This is a genomic window from Pseudundibacterium arcticum, assembly GCF_042646465.1.
Lineage (GTDB): Bacteria > Pseudomonadota > Gammaproteobacteria > Burkholderiales > Burkholderiaceae_D > Undibacterium_A > Undibacterium_A arcticum.
Window position 1 is genome coordinate 77,921 of the sequence record NZ_JBHRTP010000054.1, and the last position, 18,608, is coordinate 96,528.

Genomic DNA, 18,608 nt, shown 5'->3' on the forward strand with positions numbered 1-18,608 from the left:
CCCGCCGCAAGCCGATAAGACTTTTGATGACTGCCATCTTACAAATGGAAAAGCAAGCGTCATCGACCAATAAGACCCGGATTCGCAGGCCTTTTCGTCGCTTCAAACGCGCTGGCCTTGCCTAGAATGACTATGGAATTAATCCATCGGTCATCATGAAAATCCTCTTCAAAGCCTCGCTTGCGCTGTGTCTGATGCTGTTGTTACCGGCAGCGATCGCGCAAACATCCGCTTCAAGGCAGGATCCGGCCGCGATCCGACAGAGTGTCGAACAATTTCTGGCGGTCCAAACGGCCGGCTTGCCGGGGCAAGTCAGCGTCGTCGTCGGACCGATCGATAACCGTACCAACCTCGCGTCCTGCGCCGAGCCGCAACCGTTTCTGCCAAACGGTAGCCGCGCCTGGGGCAAAACCACGGTAGGCGTGCGTTGCACGGCACCGACACCGTGGATCATCTACGTCCAGGCCAAGGTGGCGGTCACCGGCGATTACTACGCAACCGCCGCGCCGTTGGCCCAGGGCCAGGTGATCGGCAACAATGACTTGATCAAGCAACGCGGCGAACTTAGCGCTTTGCCAACCGGCATCATTACCGATGCGACGCAGGCGATCGGCAAAAGCATGACGGTGTCACTCGCCGCCGGCACGCCGTTGCGCCTCGATGCGTTGCGCAGCCAACTCGCGATACAACAGGGACAAATGGTACGACTGGTGTCGTCCGGCGCCGGTTTTCAGGTGTCGGCCGAGGTACGGGCACTGACCAGCGCGACCGAAGGCCAGGTGGTACAGGTCAGAACCCAGTCCGGGCAACAAATCAGCGGTGTTGCCCGAAGCGGCGGCGTGGTTGAGGTGGCGTACTAAGCGCTGACGAGCATGACTTATCGACCTGCCACCAGCGACCAACGAGCGCCAAGCCCTCAGACCGCATTCAGCATGACCGAGGTTCTGCAGCAGCGGCAAAGGCGGTTGGAGCCTGAGCCGGAACGCGTCGTCGGACGAAGGTACGGCGAGCACCATCGGATTTCGGCCGGCCCGTGTACTCGCGCAGACGGAGGTCACCTAAAGTTTGTGGCAGAATTGCCGTTAATCTGGCATGACCAAGGGGCTTTATCCCTGACCAGATGAGGATGAATTCATGAAAATCTCTGACAGCATCAAAAAAGCCGCCGGTTTGCCGATCGGACCAGCGCAATCCGCGCCCAGCAAGGCCACCGAAAAGACCAATGCCGGCGCAACCCAGGCCAGCAGCGTCAAACTGTCGTCCCAAGTGCAATCCCTGGGCGGTCAGGCGAGCAGCGGCGCCGTGTTCGACGCCAAGAAAGTCGACGAAATCAAACTCGCCATCTCCGATGGCCAGTTCCAGGTCAATTCCGAAAAAGTCGCCGACGGCCTGCTGCAGACCGTCAAAGACCTGCTGCACCCTGCAAAAAGCTAGTAAAGGCAAACCCATGCGCTCTCCCGTGCCCAGTCCAATCGACCGTCTCGCCGAAGAGCATCAGGCGATTGTCGACCTGAACCAGATCCTGGAACAGGAACAGGCACACCTGATTCAGGCCGACATCGACGGGCTGAATAGTCTGGTCGACGAAAAAAACCGGATCGTCGCGCGGATGACAGCGTTGACAAATGCCCGCCACCAGTCACTCGCTGCTGCCGGATACGCTGCCAGCGATGCCGGAATGCAGAGCTGGCTGGACCACAAGGGGGACCATAGCGACCACTGGAAGACCCTGCTCTCGCTCGCAAAATCCGCCAAAGAAATCAACCGCACCAACGGCCTGCTGATCAACAAGCATATGACGCGCAACCAGCAGGCGCTCAATGTATTGCAAGGCACGGCACCCAGCAGTAACTTCTACGGCCCGAATGGGCAAGCTACTTCACAGGCGTCAACCCGGCGTCTGGTGGTTGGCTAAATCTCCATCGGTGTCGATGCGCTATTCGGCAAATAGAGCGCTCGGTCAGTAGTCCCGCTCTACCCAGTTGACGCCCCGACTAGTGTAGTGTTTCATTCTTGATGGAACAAATAAAAGCGATGGATTTTCGTGCCAGACTAGGCGCAAACCGCAGCGATAGCGAGCTATCGCGAGGATTTGCAACGACGTATGGCGCGAAAAGACGCGCTTTTATGTTACGGCAAGAGTGAAACACTACACTAGGAGCCTGCCGGACTTAGGGGGCGCATTGAGCAGGTAGGATGGGTGTAACCCATCATTGCGAACATGGATGATGGGTTACACCCATCCTACGGTGCTACCCCCAACCTTGCCTTGCCCTCTCCTGCAAGCATGTCCTGAGCTTGTCGAAGGGGGCGTAAGACCTCTTAGCCCGCGCGGCATTATTTCTGCGCCGGCACGCCAGTGGGTACTTCAATCACCGTATCGGGCAGCGCCGACAGGATCGTAATCGTCACGCGCCGGTTGCGGGCGCGTCCTTCCACGGTGTCGTTCTCGCGCACCGGCCGGTTGGGCCCGTTGCCCACTGCGGTCAGGCGGCTTTCAGCAATGCCATTTTCGATGAACAGCCGCACCACGCTGCTGGCGCGCACGGCGGACAGCTCCCAGTTGGATGGGAAGAAAGCGGTATTGATCGGCACATTGTCGGAATATCCCTCGACCTGCATCGCATTCGGCGCCGTCTTCAGGATCTGGGCGACGGCCTTCAGCGCCTGGCTCGATTCCGTCGTGAGTTTGGCGTCGCCCGGCGCGAACAGCACGCTGGCGTTGATTTCCAGGCTGACGCCGCGGCTGTTCTGGGTGACTCTGACCTTGCCTTCGCTGACCAGCGGCGCGAGTACCGTCAACAACTCGCGCGCGACGTTGGTCATGTATGCCCGTTCACGCCGCACCGCTTCCGATGCGCGTTGCTGCTGAGGCGTGATTTGTTTGGTGCGCAGCGCTGCCGGCTGCGGTGTTTCTTCGAGAAAGATCGGCGCGCTCTGACCGAAGGCGCTGCCGAGCGAGTTGGCGAGGATCCGGTATTTGCCTTCGTTCACCGACGAAATCGCGTACATCACCACGAAGAATGCAAACAGCAAGGTGATGAAGTCGGCATAGGAGACCAGCCAGCGCTCGTGATTCTCGTGCTCTTCTTCGTATTTTTTGCGGGCCATGGTGAACCGATAGACGTGGATTGGGTCGACTGCAATTGGCTGCGCCTATCTCAAATAGCCGGCTACGCGCTCTTCGATGATATGGGAATTGTCGCCGGTAGCGATGCCACAGAACACGTCGGCCAGCATTTCGCGCTTGTTTACTTCCCGCGATACGATCGCCTTCAACTTGTTTCCGATCGGCAGCAATACCAGATTGGCCAGACCGACACCGTAGATGGTCGCGACAAATGCGACCGCGATGCCGCCGCCGAGCTTGGCCGGTTCGGCCAGATTCTCCATCACGTGAATCAGTCCCAGCACGGCGCCGAGGATACCGACGGTCGGCGCATAGCCGCCGGCGGATTCCCAGATTTTGACGGCCTGTCGTTCCCTGGTTTCAAACATCGTGATGTCGACGTCGAGGATTTCCCGCAGCTTTTCTGCAGAAACACCGTCGATTATCATCCGCAAACCTTTGACCGTGAAGGGGTCGTTTGCGGCATCCATATGCGATTCGAGGCGCAAGAATCCATCACGCCGTGCGGTCTGGCTCCACAAGCCGATGTCGCGGGCGATCTCCAGACTGTTGTCGGGCGGCGGCGAAAATATCCAGCGGACCATGTCGACCCCGCGCAAAAAACTTTGCATATTGCTCTGCAATAGCACCGCACCGAGTGTGCCGGTCACGACCACCACGAAGGCCGTCGGCTGAATCAAGGACCCAAGATGGCCCCCCTCCAGCAGTTGTCCCAGAAGGACGCCGCCGAGCGCGAGCGCCAAACCTATCAGACTAGCCCAATCCATTCCTAATCCCTCAGTACTGAACGCAACCGGGCGATTGCCTGGCTGTGCAACTGACATACGCGCGACTCCGACACGCCCAGCACGGCACCGATCTCTTTCAGATTCAGCTCCTGCTCGTAATACAGCCCCATCAACAGCTTTTCACGTTCAGGCAGTCCTTCGATCGCATCGATCACCCCTTGACGGAAGTCGCCTTCCAGCAAACCGTGCAGCGGGTCGCCTGCATCATCGGAGCCGTAACGGTCGAGAAAATGCTCGTTGGCGTCGTTGACGTGAAAATCTTCGTAATACACCAGCTGGTGGCCGCCGCCGTCGGTCAGCATCCCCTGATAATCGTCGAGTGACAGCTTGAGCTGCTTGGCGACTTCCGATTCATTCGGTGCGCGGCCAAGGCGTTGCTGAAGAGCGCTCATCGCAACTTCAATCTTGCGCATGTTCTGGCGCACACTGCGCGGCAACCAGTCGCTGCTGCGCAGTTCATCGAGCATCGCGCCGCGAATGCGTAGCACCGCATAGGTTTCAAACTGGGCGCCGTGCTCTTCCTCATAGCGGTTGACCGCATCGAGCAGGCCTATCATGCCGGCCTGCACCAGATCGTCGACCTCGACATTGGGCGGCAGCTTGGCTTTCATGTGATGCGCGAGGCGCTTCACCAAAGGGGCGTGCTGCTCAAGGAGGTGCTCCTTGTCAGATTTTCCTTTGACTGTGTACATGGTCAGATTCCGAGATTGCTGCCGCTGCTGGTGGCCTTGACGCGCAAGCCAACGGTCGACAAGTCGGGCACGGCAAGGCGTCCGGCCAGCTGGCGGAACGCGACCGAGGCGCCAGCCAACGGGAAGGCATCGATCACGGCCCGGCCCAGATGCGCAGCCCGATTCAGGTGTTCATCCGCCGGTACCGAGCCGACCGAAATCAACTGGATCGCCAGATAACGGCTGGCCGCCTGCGCGATGTTGTCGTACACCCGCTTGGCTTCCACCTCACTGGCGCCGGTGACCAGCAAGCTGAAAGGCCGCCGGCCAAGGGTGTTACTGAGACGCTTGATCAGGCTATAAGCCGATTTGATCGATGCCGCACTGGTCGACACCTGGACCACGATCTCGCTGCTTGCCATCGCCGGAATCGGCAGGCTATCGTCGGCGCCAAGCTCCGCGTCGACCACCACGATGCCGGCTTGTTTGGCAAGCAGATCAAACACCTTGGCCAGACGCCGTGTCTCATCCTCGGTCGCCGCGCCGCGCGACTGGCTCTTGCCGCGTGTCAGGCTGACCAAATTGAAGCCTTCCGACATTTGCTGGAGCGCCTGATCCAGCGCGCATTCCTGACGGGCAACGTCCAGCAACGACGGTGCGCCGCTGCGACCAGCCACGCCGCGCGTCGCAGAGCGCGCATCGACCAGCAGCACGTCGCTGCCGGCACCCACCAGCGAGGCGCCGAGATTGACCAGCATGGCGCCCTTGTCGTCGTCCGCCACCGCCGACAGAAATGTGACGATGCGCGGCCGGGGTCCGGCCAGCATGCGCCGCAGACCTTCGGCCTGATCGAAGTCGAAATTAGCCAAGGCTCACCCCGCGCAGGCTGCTGTCGTTCATCGGATTGCCGGCGGCGGCCATCACCAGCGGCAATTCATCGTCCTGAAACTGGAACGGCGCCGTTTCCCGCTTCAGTTTGAATGCGCGGTCAACCAGATACAGCTTGTTGGCGAGATGCAGGTCTTCCGGCACGCGCTGGCCGTTCGACACATAGAATAAATTGAGCTTTTGGCGGATCATCAGGTCGAGCACACTGCCGATGGTGGCCGCCTCGTCCAGTTTGGTCATGATGCAGCCTGCCAGACCCGGACCTTTATATGCACGCACTACTTCATTGAGGGTCTCGCCGGTAGAGGTCGAATTCAGGCACAGCAGGCGCTTTACCTCGGTATCGGTGCCGGACAGCATTGCGATCTGTTCTGCCACCATCTGGTCACGCTGACTGACGCCGACGGTGTCGATCAGTACCGTATGCTTGTTCTTCAGTTCTTTCAGCGCGATCCTCAGATCGGCTTCGTCACGCACGGAATGCACCATGACACCAAGAATCTTGCCGTAGATGCGCAGCTGTTCGTGGCCGCCGATACGATAACCGTCGGTGGTAATCAGCGCCAGCTTGCCGGTGCCGTGCCGCATCACGCAACGCGCAGCCAGCTTGGCCGTGGTGGTGGTTTTGCCGACGCCGGTGGGTCCGACCAGCGCAAACACCCCGCCCTTTTCGAGGATTTCGTTTTCGTTGGTCAAGGTGTTCAGATTGCGTGCCAGGATCGACTTTATCCAGTTCAGGCCGCCTTCTGCGTCGCTTACCGATGGCAGCTTTTCAGTCAGATAACGCGACAGGCTGGCGCTGAAGCCGGCCGCCAGCATTTCACGCAGCACCTCGGCCTTATGCGGCTCGCGCTTTTGCAATGTGCCCCACGAAATTTCCGCCAGCTGACTTTCCATCATGCCGCGCATCGAGCGAATTTCGCTCATCACGGCCTTCAGCTCTTTGGCCGTATTGTCGGGCGCCAGTGTGATATCGCGCGCATTGTTGAGCGCTTCAGCCAGGCCCGAGGCCTGGTCCTTGTTCTGATCCTGATTGCGCGCGTAGTCGTGGTCGTAACGGCGCTGCTGGATAAACAGCGCGCTACCAGGCATGGCCGGCGATGCGACGCCTGGCGCTGGCGCCGACGTCGGCGCCGCTGCTACCTCATGCATGATCGCCGGTTTTTCGACCGCGGGCGCGGCCAAGGATGAAATATCATCGTTCGCCAGCGCCAGAATCTCGACCCCGCCCTCGACCGTGCGATTGGACAGGATGACCGCATCGGGACCGAGCAGCTCGCGCACTTTGCGCAGCGCATCGCGGGAATTCGCTGCGGTGAATTTTTTTACGTTCATACTTGGCCTCCAACCAGGCTGGTCACTCTAATGGTTTTTGAATCGGGAAGTTCGGCGTGCGATAGCACTTTCAGTTGTGGCAGTGCGCGGCGCAGGAAGCGCGCCAGCAACGCGCGCAGCGGCGCCGGCACCAGCAATACCGGAGTCAGGCCCAGCTGTTCCTGCTGACGGGTAGCCTGTTCGGCCTGCGCCACCAGCGTATCGGCCAGCCCCGGCTCGATGCCGGCGCCATCCGGGCCGCTGGCCTGCAGTGCCTGCATCAGCAAGCGCTCAAGACGGTTATCCAGCGTCATCACGGACAGCTCGCTGGTGGATTGGAAAATCTGCTGCACGATCGAGCGGCCCAGCGCAATCCTGACCTGTGCCGTCAACTCGTTGGGCTCCTGCGTCTGCGGTGCGAATTCGGCCAGAATTTCAATCACGGTACGCATGTCGCGGATATGTACGCCTTCGATCAGCAGGTTCTGCAACACCTTCTGCAGGCAGGACAACGAGATCAGTTTTGGCACCAGATCTTCGACCAGTTTGGGCGATTCCTTGCCCAGATGGTCCAGCAGTTGCTGCACTTCCTGCCGCCCCAGCAAGTCGGCCGCATGCATCGTGATCAGATGGTTCAAATGCGTCGCCACCACGGTGCCTGCATCGACCACGGTGTAACCCATGGTCTGCGCCTGTTCGCGCAGCGCCGCATCGATCCACGTGGCTGGCAAGCCGAATGCCGGGTCGCTGGTCACCGGGCCCGGCAGGACGCCGTTGGCCATGCCCGGATTGATCGCCAGGAACTGGCCGGTCAGAGCCTCGCCGCTGCCGACTTCGACACCTTTTAACGTGATGCGATAGGCCGATGGCTTCAGTTCCAGATTGTCGCGGATGTGTACCGGCGGTGCCAGGAAGCCAACCTCCTGTGCGAATTTTTTGCGGATGCCCTTGATCCGGCGCAGCAGCTCTCCGCCCTGCGTTTTGTCGACCAAGGGGATCAGGCGGTGGCCGACTTCCAGACCCAGGGTATCGACCGGCACGATGTCCTGCCAGGTCGCCTCTTCCGATTCCGGCGCTGCCACTGGCGCAGGTGCTTGCGCTTCCAGTGCCGCTGCCTGTTCGGCGCGCTGTGTCAGGACATAAGCTGCACCGCCCAGCACGGCGGCCAGCAACAGAAAGGCGATATGCGGCATGCCGGGAATCAGGCCCATGCCGCCGACGATGCCGGCGGTGATGTACAGCACCTGCGGCTTCGCAAACAGCTGGCCGATCAGCTGCGTGCCGATATCCTGGTCGCTGGCAACGCGGGACACCACGATGCCGGCCGCGGTGGAAATGATCAGTGACGGAATTTGCGCGACCAGGCCATCGCCGATGGCCAGCAGCGTGTAATTCTTGAGCGCGGTCGAGAAATCCAGATCGTGCTGCAACATGCCGACCACCAGACCACCGACGATGTTGATCACGGTGACCATGATGCCGGCCACGGCATCGCCGCGCACATATTTGCTGGCACCGTCCATCGCACCGTAGAACTCGGCTTCCTGCGCGACTTCAGTACGGCGGCGGCGGGCATCCTGCTCACCGATCAGGCCGGCGTTCAGGTCGGCGTCGATCGCCATCTGCTTGCCAGGCATCGCGTCCAGGGCGAAGCGCGCACCGACCTCGGCGATGCGACCAGCACCCTTGGTGACGACGGTGAAATTGATGATGGTCAGGATCACGAACACCACAATACCGACCGTGTAATTACCACCGATCAGGAAGTGGCCGAACGCTTCGATCACCTTGCCGGCCGCATCCGGACCGGTATGGCCTTCGGTCAGCACAACCCGCGTAGACGCCACATTGAGCGACAGGCGCAACATGGTACTCACCAACAGAATCGTCGGAAAAGCCATGAAATCGAGCGGCTTGACCGTGTACAGGCTGGTCAGCAGCACGATGATCGCCAGCGCGATATTGAAACTGAAGAATACGTCCAGCACGAAGGCCGGCAATGGCAGCACCATCATCGCCAGCAGCATGATGATGATGATCGGAGCGACTAGCGAGCGGCTGCCGTCATTACTGAGCCAGGCCGGCAGTTTCAGACTATTCATTGGATCGCACCATTATTCGACTGCGGCGCTCTGGTCGCGTTCGCTGGGTTCGTTGCTTTTGTTGGATTTGCAGCGGGGTTGTGCGGATCGAGTTGCGGCGGCACGTCAAAGTCGGCGGGCGCTTGCGGACGCACGCCGCCATGCTGGCGGTAGGCGCGCAACTGGAACACATAGGCCAGTACTTCGGCTACTGCGGTATACAAGCCTTCCGGAATTTCGTCGCCCAGTTCCGCATGCTGATACAGCGCGCGCGCCAATGGCGGTGCCTCCAGCAACGGCACATTGTTTTCGGAAGCGAGCGCGCGAATTTTGGCGGCAACCTCGTCGGCGCCCTTGGCCACCACTTTCGGTGCGCGCATCTTGCCGTCGGCATATTTGAGCGCGACCGCATAGTGCGTCGGGTTGGTGACCACGACGTCGGCGGTCGGCACTTCGGACATCATGCGGCGTCGTGCCATCTCGCGTTGCTGGGCACGGATTTTTGCCTTGATCTGCGGATTGCCGTCGGATTCTTTGGCCTCTTCCATCAATTCATGGCGGCTCATCTTCAGCTTGTTGGCGTAGTGCCACATCTGATACGGCGCATCGATGCAGGCGACCAGCACAAGCGCGCAGACGATTGCGATGAAGCTGCCCATCAACAGGCTGGCAAGATGGGCGCTGCCGGCCTTCAGCGGCTCGACCGCCAAGCCGAGCACCGCTTCCTTTTGATGCATCATCACCAGCCACGCCACGGTGCCGACCAGGGCCGCCTTGCCGATGGCCTTGCCCAGTTCCACCAAGGCGCGCGAAGAAATCATGTTGCCCAGCCCCTTGATCGGGCTGATCCGGCCAAAATCCGGTTGCAAGGCTTTTGCGCTGAACAGCCAGCCGCCGATCAGCAGCGGCGACAGCACTGCGACCAGCATCAGCATGAGGCCGAACGGTGCGAGCGCGATCAGCACATCGACGAAATTGGCGCTGATACGGTGTAACAGCACATCAAAATCGAACGCCTGTGCCCGGTCAAAGGCCAGGCCCGAGACCAGCGTGCTGGTCAGCTTGCGCACCAAGCCCTCGCCGAAGATCCAGAAGCCGCAGCCGGCCGCCAGCAAGATCGTGCACGTCGCCAGCTCGCGCGAACGTGGAACGTCACCCTCCTCGCGCGCCTTTTCAAGGCGTCGCGCGGAGGCTGGTTCTGTACGTTCCTGATCGCTATCTTCGGCCATCGCCGACTCCCGTTCCGGCGCCACCCACGTTCAAACGACGGGATGGCGCAGCTTACAGAGTCGATTATTGATGCAAAGCAAGAAAGATCATCGGGGGAACAGGTGGCAAAACTGCCCGTATTTCGCGATTGAGGCTGCGGCATGGCGCCAACGATGGCGGAACGTTGGTAGGCGCTTGGTTTGGTCACGCGGCTGGGTCGACGCGACCCGCAGCCTACCTGAGGCGCTCGGCGAGTCTAACCAAGTCGCGCCGCCGCTGCATATACTCGTTAACGAGATGCGCCAACGCCGCAATAAAACCAAGGACAAACAACCCATACTCCGCAGACCGGATCGCCATTGAAGAAGTTATGGTGCAAACAGGGTGATCACTGCAGGCGCTCTCGCCGCCACCTTATGCCTTCATTCGCAACATGGATATCGATCTGCCAACAAGAGCGCCACCCGCTCGGCCAATAATGGCCGGGATGACTGACGCCCTCATCACAGCGATAAATCAGGCCCCGATGTTTTGCGACCAGGCCAGCGCGGCCAGATGCGCTTTGTTGACATCAGACGGACTAATATCGAGCGGAGCGGCCAAGCTGCCGATCAGTGAGGAATTGAGCTCACAGGCCTCGGCCAGCGCCAGATATGGCCCATACATGCCGCCACGCGTCAGCAACGCCTCAGATACCGCCTCGGACAATTGCACCTTGTCCAGCACCTCGGCCATCGGGACGCCGAGCAACCGGTCTAGCAACGAGAACATGCCGGCGACGAACAAATTTTCCGCTTCGCCACGCGGCAGGAAAGCCTGTCCCAGCAATTCGGTCAGGCGCCCGCGGATCACTGCGGTCTCGAGCAGGACGGGAGAATATCCGGTGGTACTGGCGGTCGCCAGCAGCAGCGACAGCCAGCGATACAGCGGCTGATAACCGAGCATGGCGAGGGCCTGACGCAGTGATTGAATCTCGCGACCGAGGCCAAAACCGGCCGAGTTGATATAGCGCAGCAGCCTGTACGACAGGGTCGCATCCCGTTTCAGCACCGCCTCGATCTGCGGCAGGTCGGCATTTTTGCGGACCATGTCCATCAGCTGCAGGATAACGGCCTGCGCCGGATTGATACCCGTGGATTCCTTGCCTGGGCGCGGCGTCAGATGCAGCTTGCCGACGAAGGCGTCGAGGCCGAGCTGCGCACAAGCGTCAAAATCCTGCCAGGTCGTGACTGGCCGGCCAACCATGCGCATCGAGGCCTGCTTTAGCGCCGCATAAGTCCTGGCCTGGGTCGCGAAATCGCTGCCGGAAAAACGGACTTCGACACAGCTGACATCGGACAGCAGTTTGCCCTGGGTCTTCAAATCGGCGCCACGCAACGAAATGCCGAAACCTTCGGCGCGCACGGCACGGACCTGCGCGAGCGTGGCTGGATCGGCGAAATCGTTGACATTGAGCGTTAATACGGTACTCTTGGCCGGCAACAGCGGCAGCATCTCGTTCGACAGCATGGCTGGCGACATTTCCAGAAACAGAATTTTGTCGCCCAGTAGCCAGCCCCCGTCATCATCGTTGAACTGCTGCGCCGCAAGGTGCAGCAGTGCTTCCAGCTCATCTTCGGTCGGCCTTGCGTTATTTTCGACCTGCTGCCAGCTCAGCTCATAGCCCACGACACGCTGTTTTGGGTCCAGCAATGGCTCCCTGACGATGAAATTCATCTGTTCCATGTGCGCCTCAAAAAATACTTAGTATTAAATTTGTGAGCGAATAAGCAACCGGCTGTATCGACCAGACGCGCGCTTTAAAAACCGAGGCTATCAAGCAGATCGTCGACCTGGCCCTGGTCGGCTACCACGTCGCCGTTGCCGACCGGCTTGATCTGGGGACCATTGAGCAAGGCGTTGCCATTGATGCCACCATCAATGCGACGCCGCGCATCGGCTGGTGAGTAATCCAGCAACATCTGCACCAACTGCTGCTCCAGGTTTTGCGCCAGTTCGGTCACCTTTTTGATGACTTGACCGGTCAGATCCTGAAAATCCTGCGCCATCATGATGTCCATCAGTTGCGCCCTGGTCGCGCCTGCATTGCCGCGCGTCTGGTTCAGGTACTGCAGGGTCTGGCCGGCCAGATGCTGGTACTGGGTCGGTGCAAACGGCGCGCCGATCGCAGCCTGCCAGTCCGCGGCGAGCCTGGCTGCGCCGCTGTCGATCTGGTCTTGCAATGGTGCTGCGGCGTCGGTCGCGTTGAGTACGCGCTGCGCCGCCTGCTCGCTCATGCGCGCCACATAATCGAGCCGATCGCGTGCCTCAGGCATCCGGTCCGCCGCTTTTTCGAGTAGCTTGTCGAGACCGAGACCACGCAGGCTGTCGTGCAAGGTGCGTGTCATCTGACCGATGCGCGCCAGTACCTCGTCAGTCGGACCGGCGTCCGAGGCAGCTATCGCAGCCTGGTCCGGTAGCGCTGCATTGCGCGCGGACGTCACCTCAGGCCCCCGCCTTTTCGAGTTTTTCGAAGATCTTGGCCAGTTTTTCGTCCAGCGTGGCGGCCGTGAACGGCTTCACCACGTAGCCGCTGGCACCGGCTTGAGCGGCTGCGATGATGTTTTCCTTCTTCGCTTCGGCGGTGACCATCAGCACTGGCAGTTTGCTCAGCGCCGGATCGGCGCGGATTTGTTGCAACATTGTCAGTCCGTCCATGTTCGGCATGTTCCAGTCGGACACGACAAAATCGAATTGTTCGCTCCTGAGCTTGGCCATCGCCATGACGCCGTCTTCCGCCTCGTCGACATTGGTGTAACCGAGTTCCTTCAACAAATTGCGGACGATGCGACGCATCGTTGAGAAATCATCTACTACTAAAAACTTCGTCTTTGGATCAGCCATGAATTACTCCGTTGTTTCCTAAATCCGGTTATCTGTATTGTCGGCAGTGCGGGCGTGAACTTGAATCGGGACTCGGCTGGCAGAATAGCGCCGCGTGCTATACGCGCAATGCACGGCTGCCATGCGTTGCCAGATGGGCCATCACCTTGCCAGGGAGTTCGTTCAACGGTGCCACTTCGTCGGTCGCGCCGACCGCGATTGCCTCGCGCGGCATACCGAACACGACGCAGCTCGCCTCATCCTGCGCAAAATTATAAGCGCCGGCATTTTTCATTTCCAACATGCCGAGTGCGCCGTCCTTGCCCATGCCAGTCAGTATAACGCCGACCGCGTTTTTTCCGGCTGCTACAGCGGCCGAGCGGAACAGCACGTCGACCGAGGGTCGATGGCGGTTGACCGCCGGCCCCTGATCGAGTTGCGTCACGTAGTTGGCACCGCTGCGCGTCAGCAACAAATGCGAATGGCCCGGTGCGATATAGGCATGCCCGGGCAGGATACGCTCGCCGCCTTCGGCCTCGTTGACAGAAATCTTGCACAGACTGTCGAGCCGGCGGGCAAACGATCGTGTAAAGCCTTCCGGCATGTGCTGGGTGATCAGGATGCCGGGGCAGTCGGACGGCATTTGCATCAGAAACTGCTTGATCGCTTCGGTCCCGCCGGTCGATGCGCCGACCATGATCAGCTTTTCACTACTGGCCAGCGGGTTGCGCATCGGCGGCAACTGCTCCCCCGGCGCTCTGGCCGCATCAGTGGTCGCATGCGGACGTGCCCGAATCCGCGCTTTCGCGGCGGAGCGTATCTTGTCGGCGATCATCTCGGTGTATTCGAGCATGCCGTGCTGGATCGAAATCTTCGGTTTGGTGACGAAATCGACGGCGCCCAGTTCGAGCGCACGCATCGTGATTTCCGATCCGCGCTCGGTCAACGACGACACCATGAGGACCGGCATCGGCCGCAAGCGCATCAGCTTTTCAAGGAAATCGAGGCCGTCCATCTTCGGCATTTCGACGTCCAGCGTCAGCACATCAGGATTGGTGCGTTTGATCAGCTCGCGCGCGACGATCGGGTCAGGCGCGGCGCCCACCACTTCCATGTCCGGCTGACTGCCGATAATTTCGGTCATCACACTGCGGATCAGGGCGGAATCGTCCACGATCAGCACTTTAATTTTCATGCAGCCTGCCTTCCGGGCGTAACCCTTTGTCTGTCTTCAATCATGTCAGAACAGCTCGATCTCGCCGCCAATCGGCGTCGTCTTCAGTCGGCTGGCGTAATCCTGCTCGCGCTTGACCAACACCTCGTTGTGCGTCTGCATCAACTTCTTGACCAGCACCCTGCCGGTGCGCGGAAAAAAATACACCTTGCGCGGGTGAATGTCGTTCAGGTCTTCGGCGGTGATCCTCATTTTTTCCGCGCGCAAATAATCGCGTACGAAATCGGCATTGCGTTCGCCCACGTTCATCGCGGTAAACCCGCGTAGCACGTTGCCACCGCCGAACACCTTGGCCTCCAAGTTTTCGCGCCGCGCGCCAGCCTTCAGCAGCTGGTTGATCAGCATCTCCATCGCGTAGGTGCCATAACGCATCGACGCCGATACCGGACTGTCACGATCGCCCGCCCCGCCGTCGGGCAGCATGAAATGATTCATGCCGCCGATACCGGAGACGCGATCGAAAATACAGGCCGATACGCATGAGCCGAGCACGGTAACGATCAGCATGTCCTCGCCGGTGTAATAGTATTCACCCGGCAAAATTTTTGCGGCATCGCAATCGAAGGTCCGGTCGAAATAGACGTTGGTTGCGAACTGGCCCTGAATGGTTTGACTCATAGGTGTGTTCTCATGCCCGACGTGGGGTCAGTGGCGCCGTCAGATGTCTGCCGACCAGCTCATACACCGTCTTGCCGCGCAGCCGCAACGCCTCCGACACGTACAGGAAATTTTCCGAATGTCCGGCAAACAGCAGCGCATCCGGTTTCATCAGCGGAATAAAGCGCGACAGGATCCTGCCCTGGGTCGGCTTGTCAAAATAAATCATCACATTGCGGCAGAAAATAATATCGAAAGGCCCCGCTATCGGCCAGCTGTCCGCCAGCAAATTGAGTTGCTTGAAGGTCACCATCTGGCGTAATTCCGGGCGCACTCGCACCAACCCCGCCTGCTCGCCTTTGCCCCGCAAGAAAAACCGCTTGGCACGGTCCGCCGGCATCTTGTCCAGCCGGTCCATCGCATACACACCGTTGGCTGCGGTCGTCAGTACATTGGTATCGATATCGGTGGCGATGATCTGGACCGGCGGCGTCAGCGTGTTGAATGCCTCGCACAGCGTCATCGCAATCGAATACGGTTCCTCTCCGGTCGAACTGGCAGAGCACCAGACCGTGATCGGGCCTTTCAGGTCGCGCACATGTTCGGCCAGAATCGGGAAATGATGGGATTCGCGGAAAAAAGACGTCAGATTGGTCGTCAGTGCATTGGTAAAGGCTTCCCATTCACCGTCATTGCGTCCTGACTCCAGATCCGCCAGATAGGTCGAAAATGAGATGATCCCGGTAGCGCGCAAGCGCCGCGCCAGCCGGCTGTAGACCATTTCCTGCTTGCTGGCGGCAAGCGAGATCCCTGCGCGCTGATAGATCAGCGTCCGGACCCGGTCAAAGTCTTGCGCGGTGAACGCGAATTCCTTGACATTGTCCGGTTTGGATGACGACATGGAGCGCTCGCGCAGATGGTCTTGTGTATTCACAGGCATTCGACTTTTCAGGCCTGTGCCGTCGCATCAGCGACGAGCGGTTGCCGCGAGCGATACCCGATCCTGAAAGCGCCCCAATGCTTTCCGGCCACAGAGATCGGTACCGAAAGATCGTGCATCACTTCGCCGGTGTCGCGCTTATAAGTCTGCAACAGGAAGGGCGCGGTATTGGCGCCGCAACGGGCGCCGGTGCGGTCGTTAAAGATGCGCTTGATACGATTGTTGACCAGGTCAACATCGTGGCTACCGGTCAGTGGCTGCGAAAACTTCTTGTTATGCGTCGGGAAATAGCCATTGTTATCGACGGCGCCGGCATAAGCGATTTCCCCGGCCGCGTGCACGTCGTGCTCGACTTTTTTCTTGACGCTATCGACAAAAAACGAGGTCTCGGCGGCGCCGATCATGATGCGATCGAGATCCTTGCCTACTCGGACAGAGAATCGCGCCGCGCCTGCATCGCGGGACCGATGCAGGACAACGATTGCGACCGCAGCCGCCATGCTGGCAATAGCGGCCACGCTCTGCACGCAAAACGCCGTCAGCGTCCCGACTACCAGCGCGACGCAGACTGGCGCCAGATACCGTAACGATTTCCCCAGCGTCTTCATGACCTACCCTAAAAAATTCCTGCCTGCCCGACTGATCTGCTTGTGAATCTCATGAAGATTGTTGCTGGCTTAGGCTTTTTACCCCTTCCCCCGTGCAGAGGGAAGGTTGGGATGGGGGTAGGACGGTCGATCGGCAACGTGCATCATTCATCGACCGCACTACCCCCACCCTAACCCTCCCCCTGCAAGGGGGAGGGAACTCAACCCGGCAGCACCAAGATTCACGCGGATCTTCATGCGATTTACCCTGACCGCAAGCCATGTGCCGACCAGCGACCACTTTACCAATCAATACGACATTTCCGCACACTCCAACACAAAATTACATGGAGTATATGAGCATTTCACTCTATTTATTTGCGGATAATTGACTATGCCATATGGAGTATAGGAACATGCGAGGCCCGCCTCAAAACTCTTCCCACTCATCGGCGCCGACCTCTGCCGCTGCCAACTTTTGATGTTTGTTCGACAAACTGGCTGGCACAAACTTCGGTTTCGACGCGACCTGCGTGATTTCCCGCGCTTCATGCAACACCGGAATCCGGGGTTGCAGCGCCGGCATCGACTGCCCTTGGTCGCCCAGGTTGAACGCGCTCACCGCCTGCGACAATTTCAACGCCTGCTCCTGCATGCTCTCGGCAGCAGCCGCGGCCTGTTCGACCAGTGCAGCATTCTGCTGCGTCATCTCGTCCATCTGCGTGATCGCGTTATTGACTTCTTCAATGCCGACGCTCTGCTCCTGGCTGGCGGCCGTGATCTCGGCCATGATGTCGGCGACGCGTTGGACCGACAGTACCAACTCCTGCATGGTGTTTCCGGCATCGTCGACCAGCTTGCTGCCGGCATCGACCTTGTCGACCGAGTCGCCGATCAGCGCCTTGATTTCCTTCGCGGCACCGGCCGAGCGTTGCGCCAGATTGCGCACTTCCGATGCCACCACCGCAAAGCCGCGGCCCTGCTCGCCGGCACGTGCAGCTTCGACCGCAGCATTCAACGCCAGGATATTGGTCTGGAACGCGATGCCGTCGATCACACCAATAATATCGACGATCTTGCGCGAACTTTCCTTGATCGAACCCATGGTATTGACGACCTGGCCGACCACTTTGCCCCCTTTGACGGCGACGGTCGATGCCGACACCGCCAGTTGATTTGCCTGACGGGCATTGTCGGCATTTTGCTTGACAGTCGAAGTCAGCTGTTCCATCGCACTGGCGGTTTCTTCCAGGCTGGAGGCCTGCGACTCGGTGCGCGAGGACAGGTTGGCGTTACCGGAAGCGATCTCGCGCGAGGCGACCGTGATGGTTTCGGTCCCGAGCCGCACTTGGCCGACGGTTTTGGCCAGACTGTCGTTCATGTCGCTGAGCGCTTGCTGCAGTTCGCTGATCTCGTCCTTGCCAACCACGGTGACGTGAGAGCTGAGATCACCGAGCGCGACCTTCTTTGCGACCGCAACCGCGCCCTGCAGCCGAGAGGTAAGGCTGCGTGTGATGCGCCACGCGCAAAATATGCCGAACGCCAGTGCCGCCACGCCGGCCAGTATCAGCAGGTTCATCATTTGCTTGCCGGCGGCCGCGGTAGTTTCAAAAATGGCGGCCGATGCCGTGCGCTGACTATCGACCAGCTGGTTAAGCTCCACCATGATTTTTTCGCTAATCGGATCGATCTTGGTGGTCATCAATTCGGCCGCGCCTTCGGCGTTGAATGCATGCGCCATGGTCAGCGCCTGCTTGAACGGTTCGTCAAAGTCTTTGTCGAGCCGGCTGATTTCATCGATGGCTTTTTTCTCGGCATCCGTCAAACCGAGCGCAGTCAGCTTGTCGCGCAAGGCTGCGTAGCGCTTGCGTTGGTCATTGACCTTGGCTTCTTCTTTCGCCATCAAGGCGACTTCAGATTGAATGCGCATGTTGCGAATCGCGATGCTCGTTTCCAGCATCGCGCTCTTCATGCCGTTGGCCAGTTCCGCTTTCGAATTGGCAAAATTGAGCCCTTCCATCATCTGCTCGCGATTTTTCGTGCCTACCATGCTACTGGCAACCAGGATGGCAATCATCAGTGTCAGCACGATGCCGAAAGCAAGGCTCAATCTTGCGCCAATACGTAAATTATTCGTGTCCATCATGCTTCCCCTGTCGCTTAGCTTTTTTAGTTTGAATAGCGCATTACGCTTGCCACATTCACCAACTACCATTTTCACGGGGTATCGATATCACACCCACCAAGCTCGTTTTGCGAGTATTGATTTCCCAACATCATTACTGGCCGGAGGAAGCATTACTTCCA

General features: G+C 59.4%; 17 protein-coding genes and 1 pseudogene. 3 read left to right on the plus strand and 15 right to left on the minus strand.

Annotated features, from left to right (window positions below; genetic code table 11):
- The first annotated feature begins 155 nt into the window (after positions 1-155).
- From flgA to ACFOFO_RS16840, 3 genes are all read left to right on the plus strand, one after another.
- Entirely contained in the window at positions 156-860 is a 705-nt protein-coding gene (gene flgA / locus ACFOFO_RS16830) for a flagellar basal body P-ring formation chaperone FlgA (protein ID WP_390325465.1), read from the plus strand.
- Between the two features lie 274 nt (positions 861-1,134).
- Positions 1,135-1,434: a flagellar biosynthesis anti-sigma factor FlgM gene (gene flgM, locus ACFOFO_RS16835; protein ID WP_390332104.1), complete on the plus strand. Its 300-nt coding sequence runs from the start codon at positions 1,135-1,137 to the stop codon at positions 1,432-1,434.
- A 13-nt stretch (positions 1,435-1,447) separates the two neighbouring features.
- Positions 1,448-1,915, plus strand: a complete 468-nt coding sequence (locus tag ACFOFO_RS16840) for a flagella synthesis protein FlgN (RefSeq protein WP_390332107.1) — start codon at positions 1,448-1,450, stop codon at positions 1,913-1,915.
- Positions 1,916-2,337: 422 nt separating this feature from the next.
- Here the strand turns inward: ACFOFO_RS16840 and motD are convergent, their stop codons facing one another.
- The 15 genes and pseudogenes from motD to ACFOFO_RS16915 all read right to left on the minus strand — a co-directional run bounded on the left by motD (position 2,338) and on the right by ACFOFO_RS16915 (position 18,444).
- Entirely contained in the window at positions 2,338-3,111 is a 774-nt protein-coding gene (motD, locus tag ACFOFO_RS16845) for a flagellar motor protein MotD (RefSeq protein ID WP_390325468.1), read from the minus strand.
- Between the two features lie 45 nt (positions 3,112-3,156).
- On the minus strand, positions 3,157-3,897 hold the full coding sequence (locus tag ACFOFO_RS16850; RefSeq protein WP_390332109.1) for a flagellar motor protein: 741 nt from the start codon (positions 3,895-3,897) through the stop codon (positions 3,157-3,159).
- A gap of 2 nt (positions 3,898-3,899) precedes the next feature.
- The gene (locus ACFOFO_RS16855; RefSeq protein WP_390325470.1) at positions 3,900-4,610 is read right to left on the minus strand and encodes an RNA polymerase sigma factor FliA; all 711 of its coding nucleotides are present in this window, start codon (positions 4,608-4,610) and stop codon (positions 3,900-3,902) included.
- Between the two features lie 2 nt (positions 4,611-4,612).
- Positions 4,613-5,458 (minus strand): MinD/ParA family ATP-binding protein, encoded by an 846-nt coding sequence (locus ACFOFO_RS16860; RefSeq protein WP_390325472.1) that lies wholly within the window; start codon positions 5,456-5,458, stop codon positions 4,613-4,615.
- The gene (gene flhF, locus ACFOFO_RS16865) at positions 5,451-6,812 is read right to left on the minus strand and encodes a flagellar biosynthesis protein FlhF (protein ID WP_390325473.1); all 1,362 of its coding nucleotides are present in this window, start codon (positions 6,810-6,812) and stop codon (positions 5,451-5,453) included. The genes ACFOFO_RS16860 and flhF overlap by 8 nt, the downstream gene beginning before the upstream one ends.
- Positions 6,809-8,893, minus strand: a complete 2,085-nt coding sequence (flhA, locus tag ACFOFO_RS16870) for a flagellar biosynthesis protein FlhA (RefSeq protein ID WP_390325474.1) — start codon at positions 8,891-8,893, stop codon at positions 6,809-6,811. The genes flhF and flhA overlap by 4 nt, the downstream gene beginning before the upstream one ends.
- Positions 8,890-10,101: a flagellar biosynthesis protein FlhB gene (gene flhB / locus ACFOFO_RS16875; RefSeq protein WP_390325477.1), complete on the minus strand. Its 1,212-nt coding sequence runs from the start codon at positions 10,099-10,101 to the stop codon at positions 8,890-8,892. Before flhB ends, flhA begins: the two co-directional genes overlap by 4 nt.
- 496 nt (positions 10,102-10,597) lie before the next feature.
- The gene (locus ACFOFO_RS16880; protein ID WP_390332112.1) at positions 10,598-11,806 is read right to left on the minus strand and encodes an EAL and HDOD domain-containing protein; all 1,209 of its coding nucleotides are present in this window, start codon (positions 11,804-11,806) and stop codon (positions 10,598-10,600) included.
- 74 nt (positions 11,807-11,880) lie between these two features.
- Complete coding sequence (gene cheZ / locus ACFOFO_RS16885) at positions 11,881-12,564, minus strand: protein phosphatase CheZ (RefSeq protein ID WP_390325481.1); 684 nt, start codon at positions 12,562-12,564, stop codon at positions 11,881-11,883.
- 1 nt (position 12,565) lies between these two features.
- Complete coding sequence (gene cheY, locus ACFOFO_RS16890) at positions 12,566-12,964, minus strand: chemotaxis response regulator CheY (protein WP_390325482.1); 399 nt, start codon at positions 12,962-12,964, stop codon at positions 12,566-12,568.
- A 97-nt stretch (positions 12,965-13,061) separates the two neighbouring features.
- Positions 13,062-14,138 (minus strand): protein-glutamate methylesterase/protein-glutamine glutaminase, encoded by a 1,077-nt coding sequence (locus ACFOFO_RS16895; protein WP_390325484.1) that lies wholly within the window; start codon positions 14,136-14,138, stop codon positions 13,062-13,064.
- 45 nt (positions 14,139-14,183) lie between these two features.
- Positions 14,184-14,795, minus strand: coding sequence for a chemoreceptor glutamine deamidase CheD (gene cheD / locus ACFOFO_RS16900; RefSeq protein ID WP_390332114.1), 612 nt, complete (start codon positions 14,793-14,795; stop codon positions 14,184-14,186).
- A gap of 10 nt (positions 14,796-14,805) precedes the next feature.
- Positions 14,806-15,675: a CheR family methyltransferase gene (locus ACFOFO_RS16905; protein WP_390332217.1), complete on the minus strand. Its 870-nt coding sequence runs from the start codon at positions 15,673-15,675 to the stop codon at positions 14,806-14,808.
- A 47-nt stretch (positions 15,676-15,722) separates the two neighbouring features.
- A pseudogene (locus ACFOFO_RS16910) lies at positions 15,723-16,040 on the minus strand (methyl-accepting chemotaxis protein); the annotation flags it as partial.
- A 691-nt stretch (positions 16,041-16,731) separates the two neighbouring features.
- Positions 16,732-18,444, minus strand: a complete 1,713-nt coding sequence (locus ACFOFO_RS16915) for a methyl-accepting chemotaxis protein (protein ID WP_390332218.1) — start codon at positions 18,442-18,444, stop codon at positions 16,732-16,734.
- Positions 18,445-18,608 lie beyond the last annotated feature (164 nt).

Bases quoted from the DNA above. Each gene is read 5' to 3' on its own strand.
- flgA (WP_390325465.1), top strand. From the start codon at position 156: ATGAAAATCCTCTTCAAAGCCTCGCTTGCGCTGTGTCTGATGCTGTTG.
- flgM (WP_390332104.1), top strand. From the start codon at position 1,135: ATGAAAATCTCTGACAGCATCAAAAAAGCCGCCGGTTTGCCGATCGGA.
- ACFOFO_RS16840 (WP_390332107.1), top strand. From the start codon at position 1,448: ATGCGCTCTCCCGTGCCCAGTCCAATCGACCGTCTCGCCGAAGAGCAT.
- motD (WP_390325468.1), bottom strand. From the start codon at position 3,111: ATGGCCCGCAAAAAATACGAAGAAGAGCACGAGAATCACGAGCGCTGG.
- ACFOFO_RS16850 (WP_390332109.1), bottom strand. From the start codon at position 3,897: ATGGATTGGGCTAGTCTGATAGGTTTGGCGCTCGCGCTCGGCGGCGTC.
- ACFOFO_RS16855 (WP_390325470.1), bottom strand. From the start codon at position 4,610: ATGTACACAGTCAAAGGAAAATCTGACAAGGAGCACCTCCTTGAGCAG.
- flhF (WP_390325473.1), bottom strand. From the start codon at position 6,812: ATGAACGTAAAAAAATTCACCGCAGCGAATTCCCGCGATGCGCTGCGC.
- flhA (WP_390325474.1), bottom strand. From the start codon at position 8,893: ATGAATAGTCTGAAACTGCCGGCCTGGCTCAGTAATGACGGCAGCCGC.
- flhB (WP_390325477.1), bottom strand. From the start codon at position 10,101: ATGGCCGAAGATAGCGATCAGGAACGTACAGAACCAGCCTCCGCGCGA.
- ACFOFO_RS16880 (WP_390332112.1), bottom strand. From the start codon at position 11,806: ATGGAACAGATGAATTTCATCGTCAGGGAGCCATTGCTGGACCCAAAA.
- cheY (WP_390325482.1), bottom strand. From the start codon at position 12,964: ATGGCTGATCCAAAGACGAAGTTTTTAGTAGTAGATGATTTCTCAACG.
- ACFOFO_RS16895 (WP_390325484.1), bottom strand. From the start codon at position 14,138: ATGAAAATTAAAGTGCTGATCGTGGACGATTCCGCCCTGATCCGCAGT.
- cheD (WP_390332114.1), bottom strand. From the start codon at position 14,795: ATGAGTCAAACCATTCAGGGCCAGTTCGCAACCAACGTCTATTTCGAC.
- ACFOFO_RS16905 (WP_390332217.1), bottom strand. From the start codon at position 15,675: ATGTCGTCATCCAAACCGGACAATGTCAAGGAATTCGCGTTCACCGCG.
- ACFOFO_RS16915 (WP_390332218.1), bottom strand. From the start codon at position 18,444: ATGGACACGAATAATTTACGTATTGGCGCAAGATTGAGCCTTGCTTTC.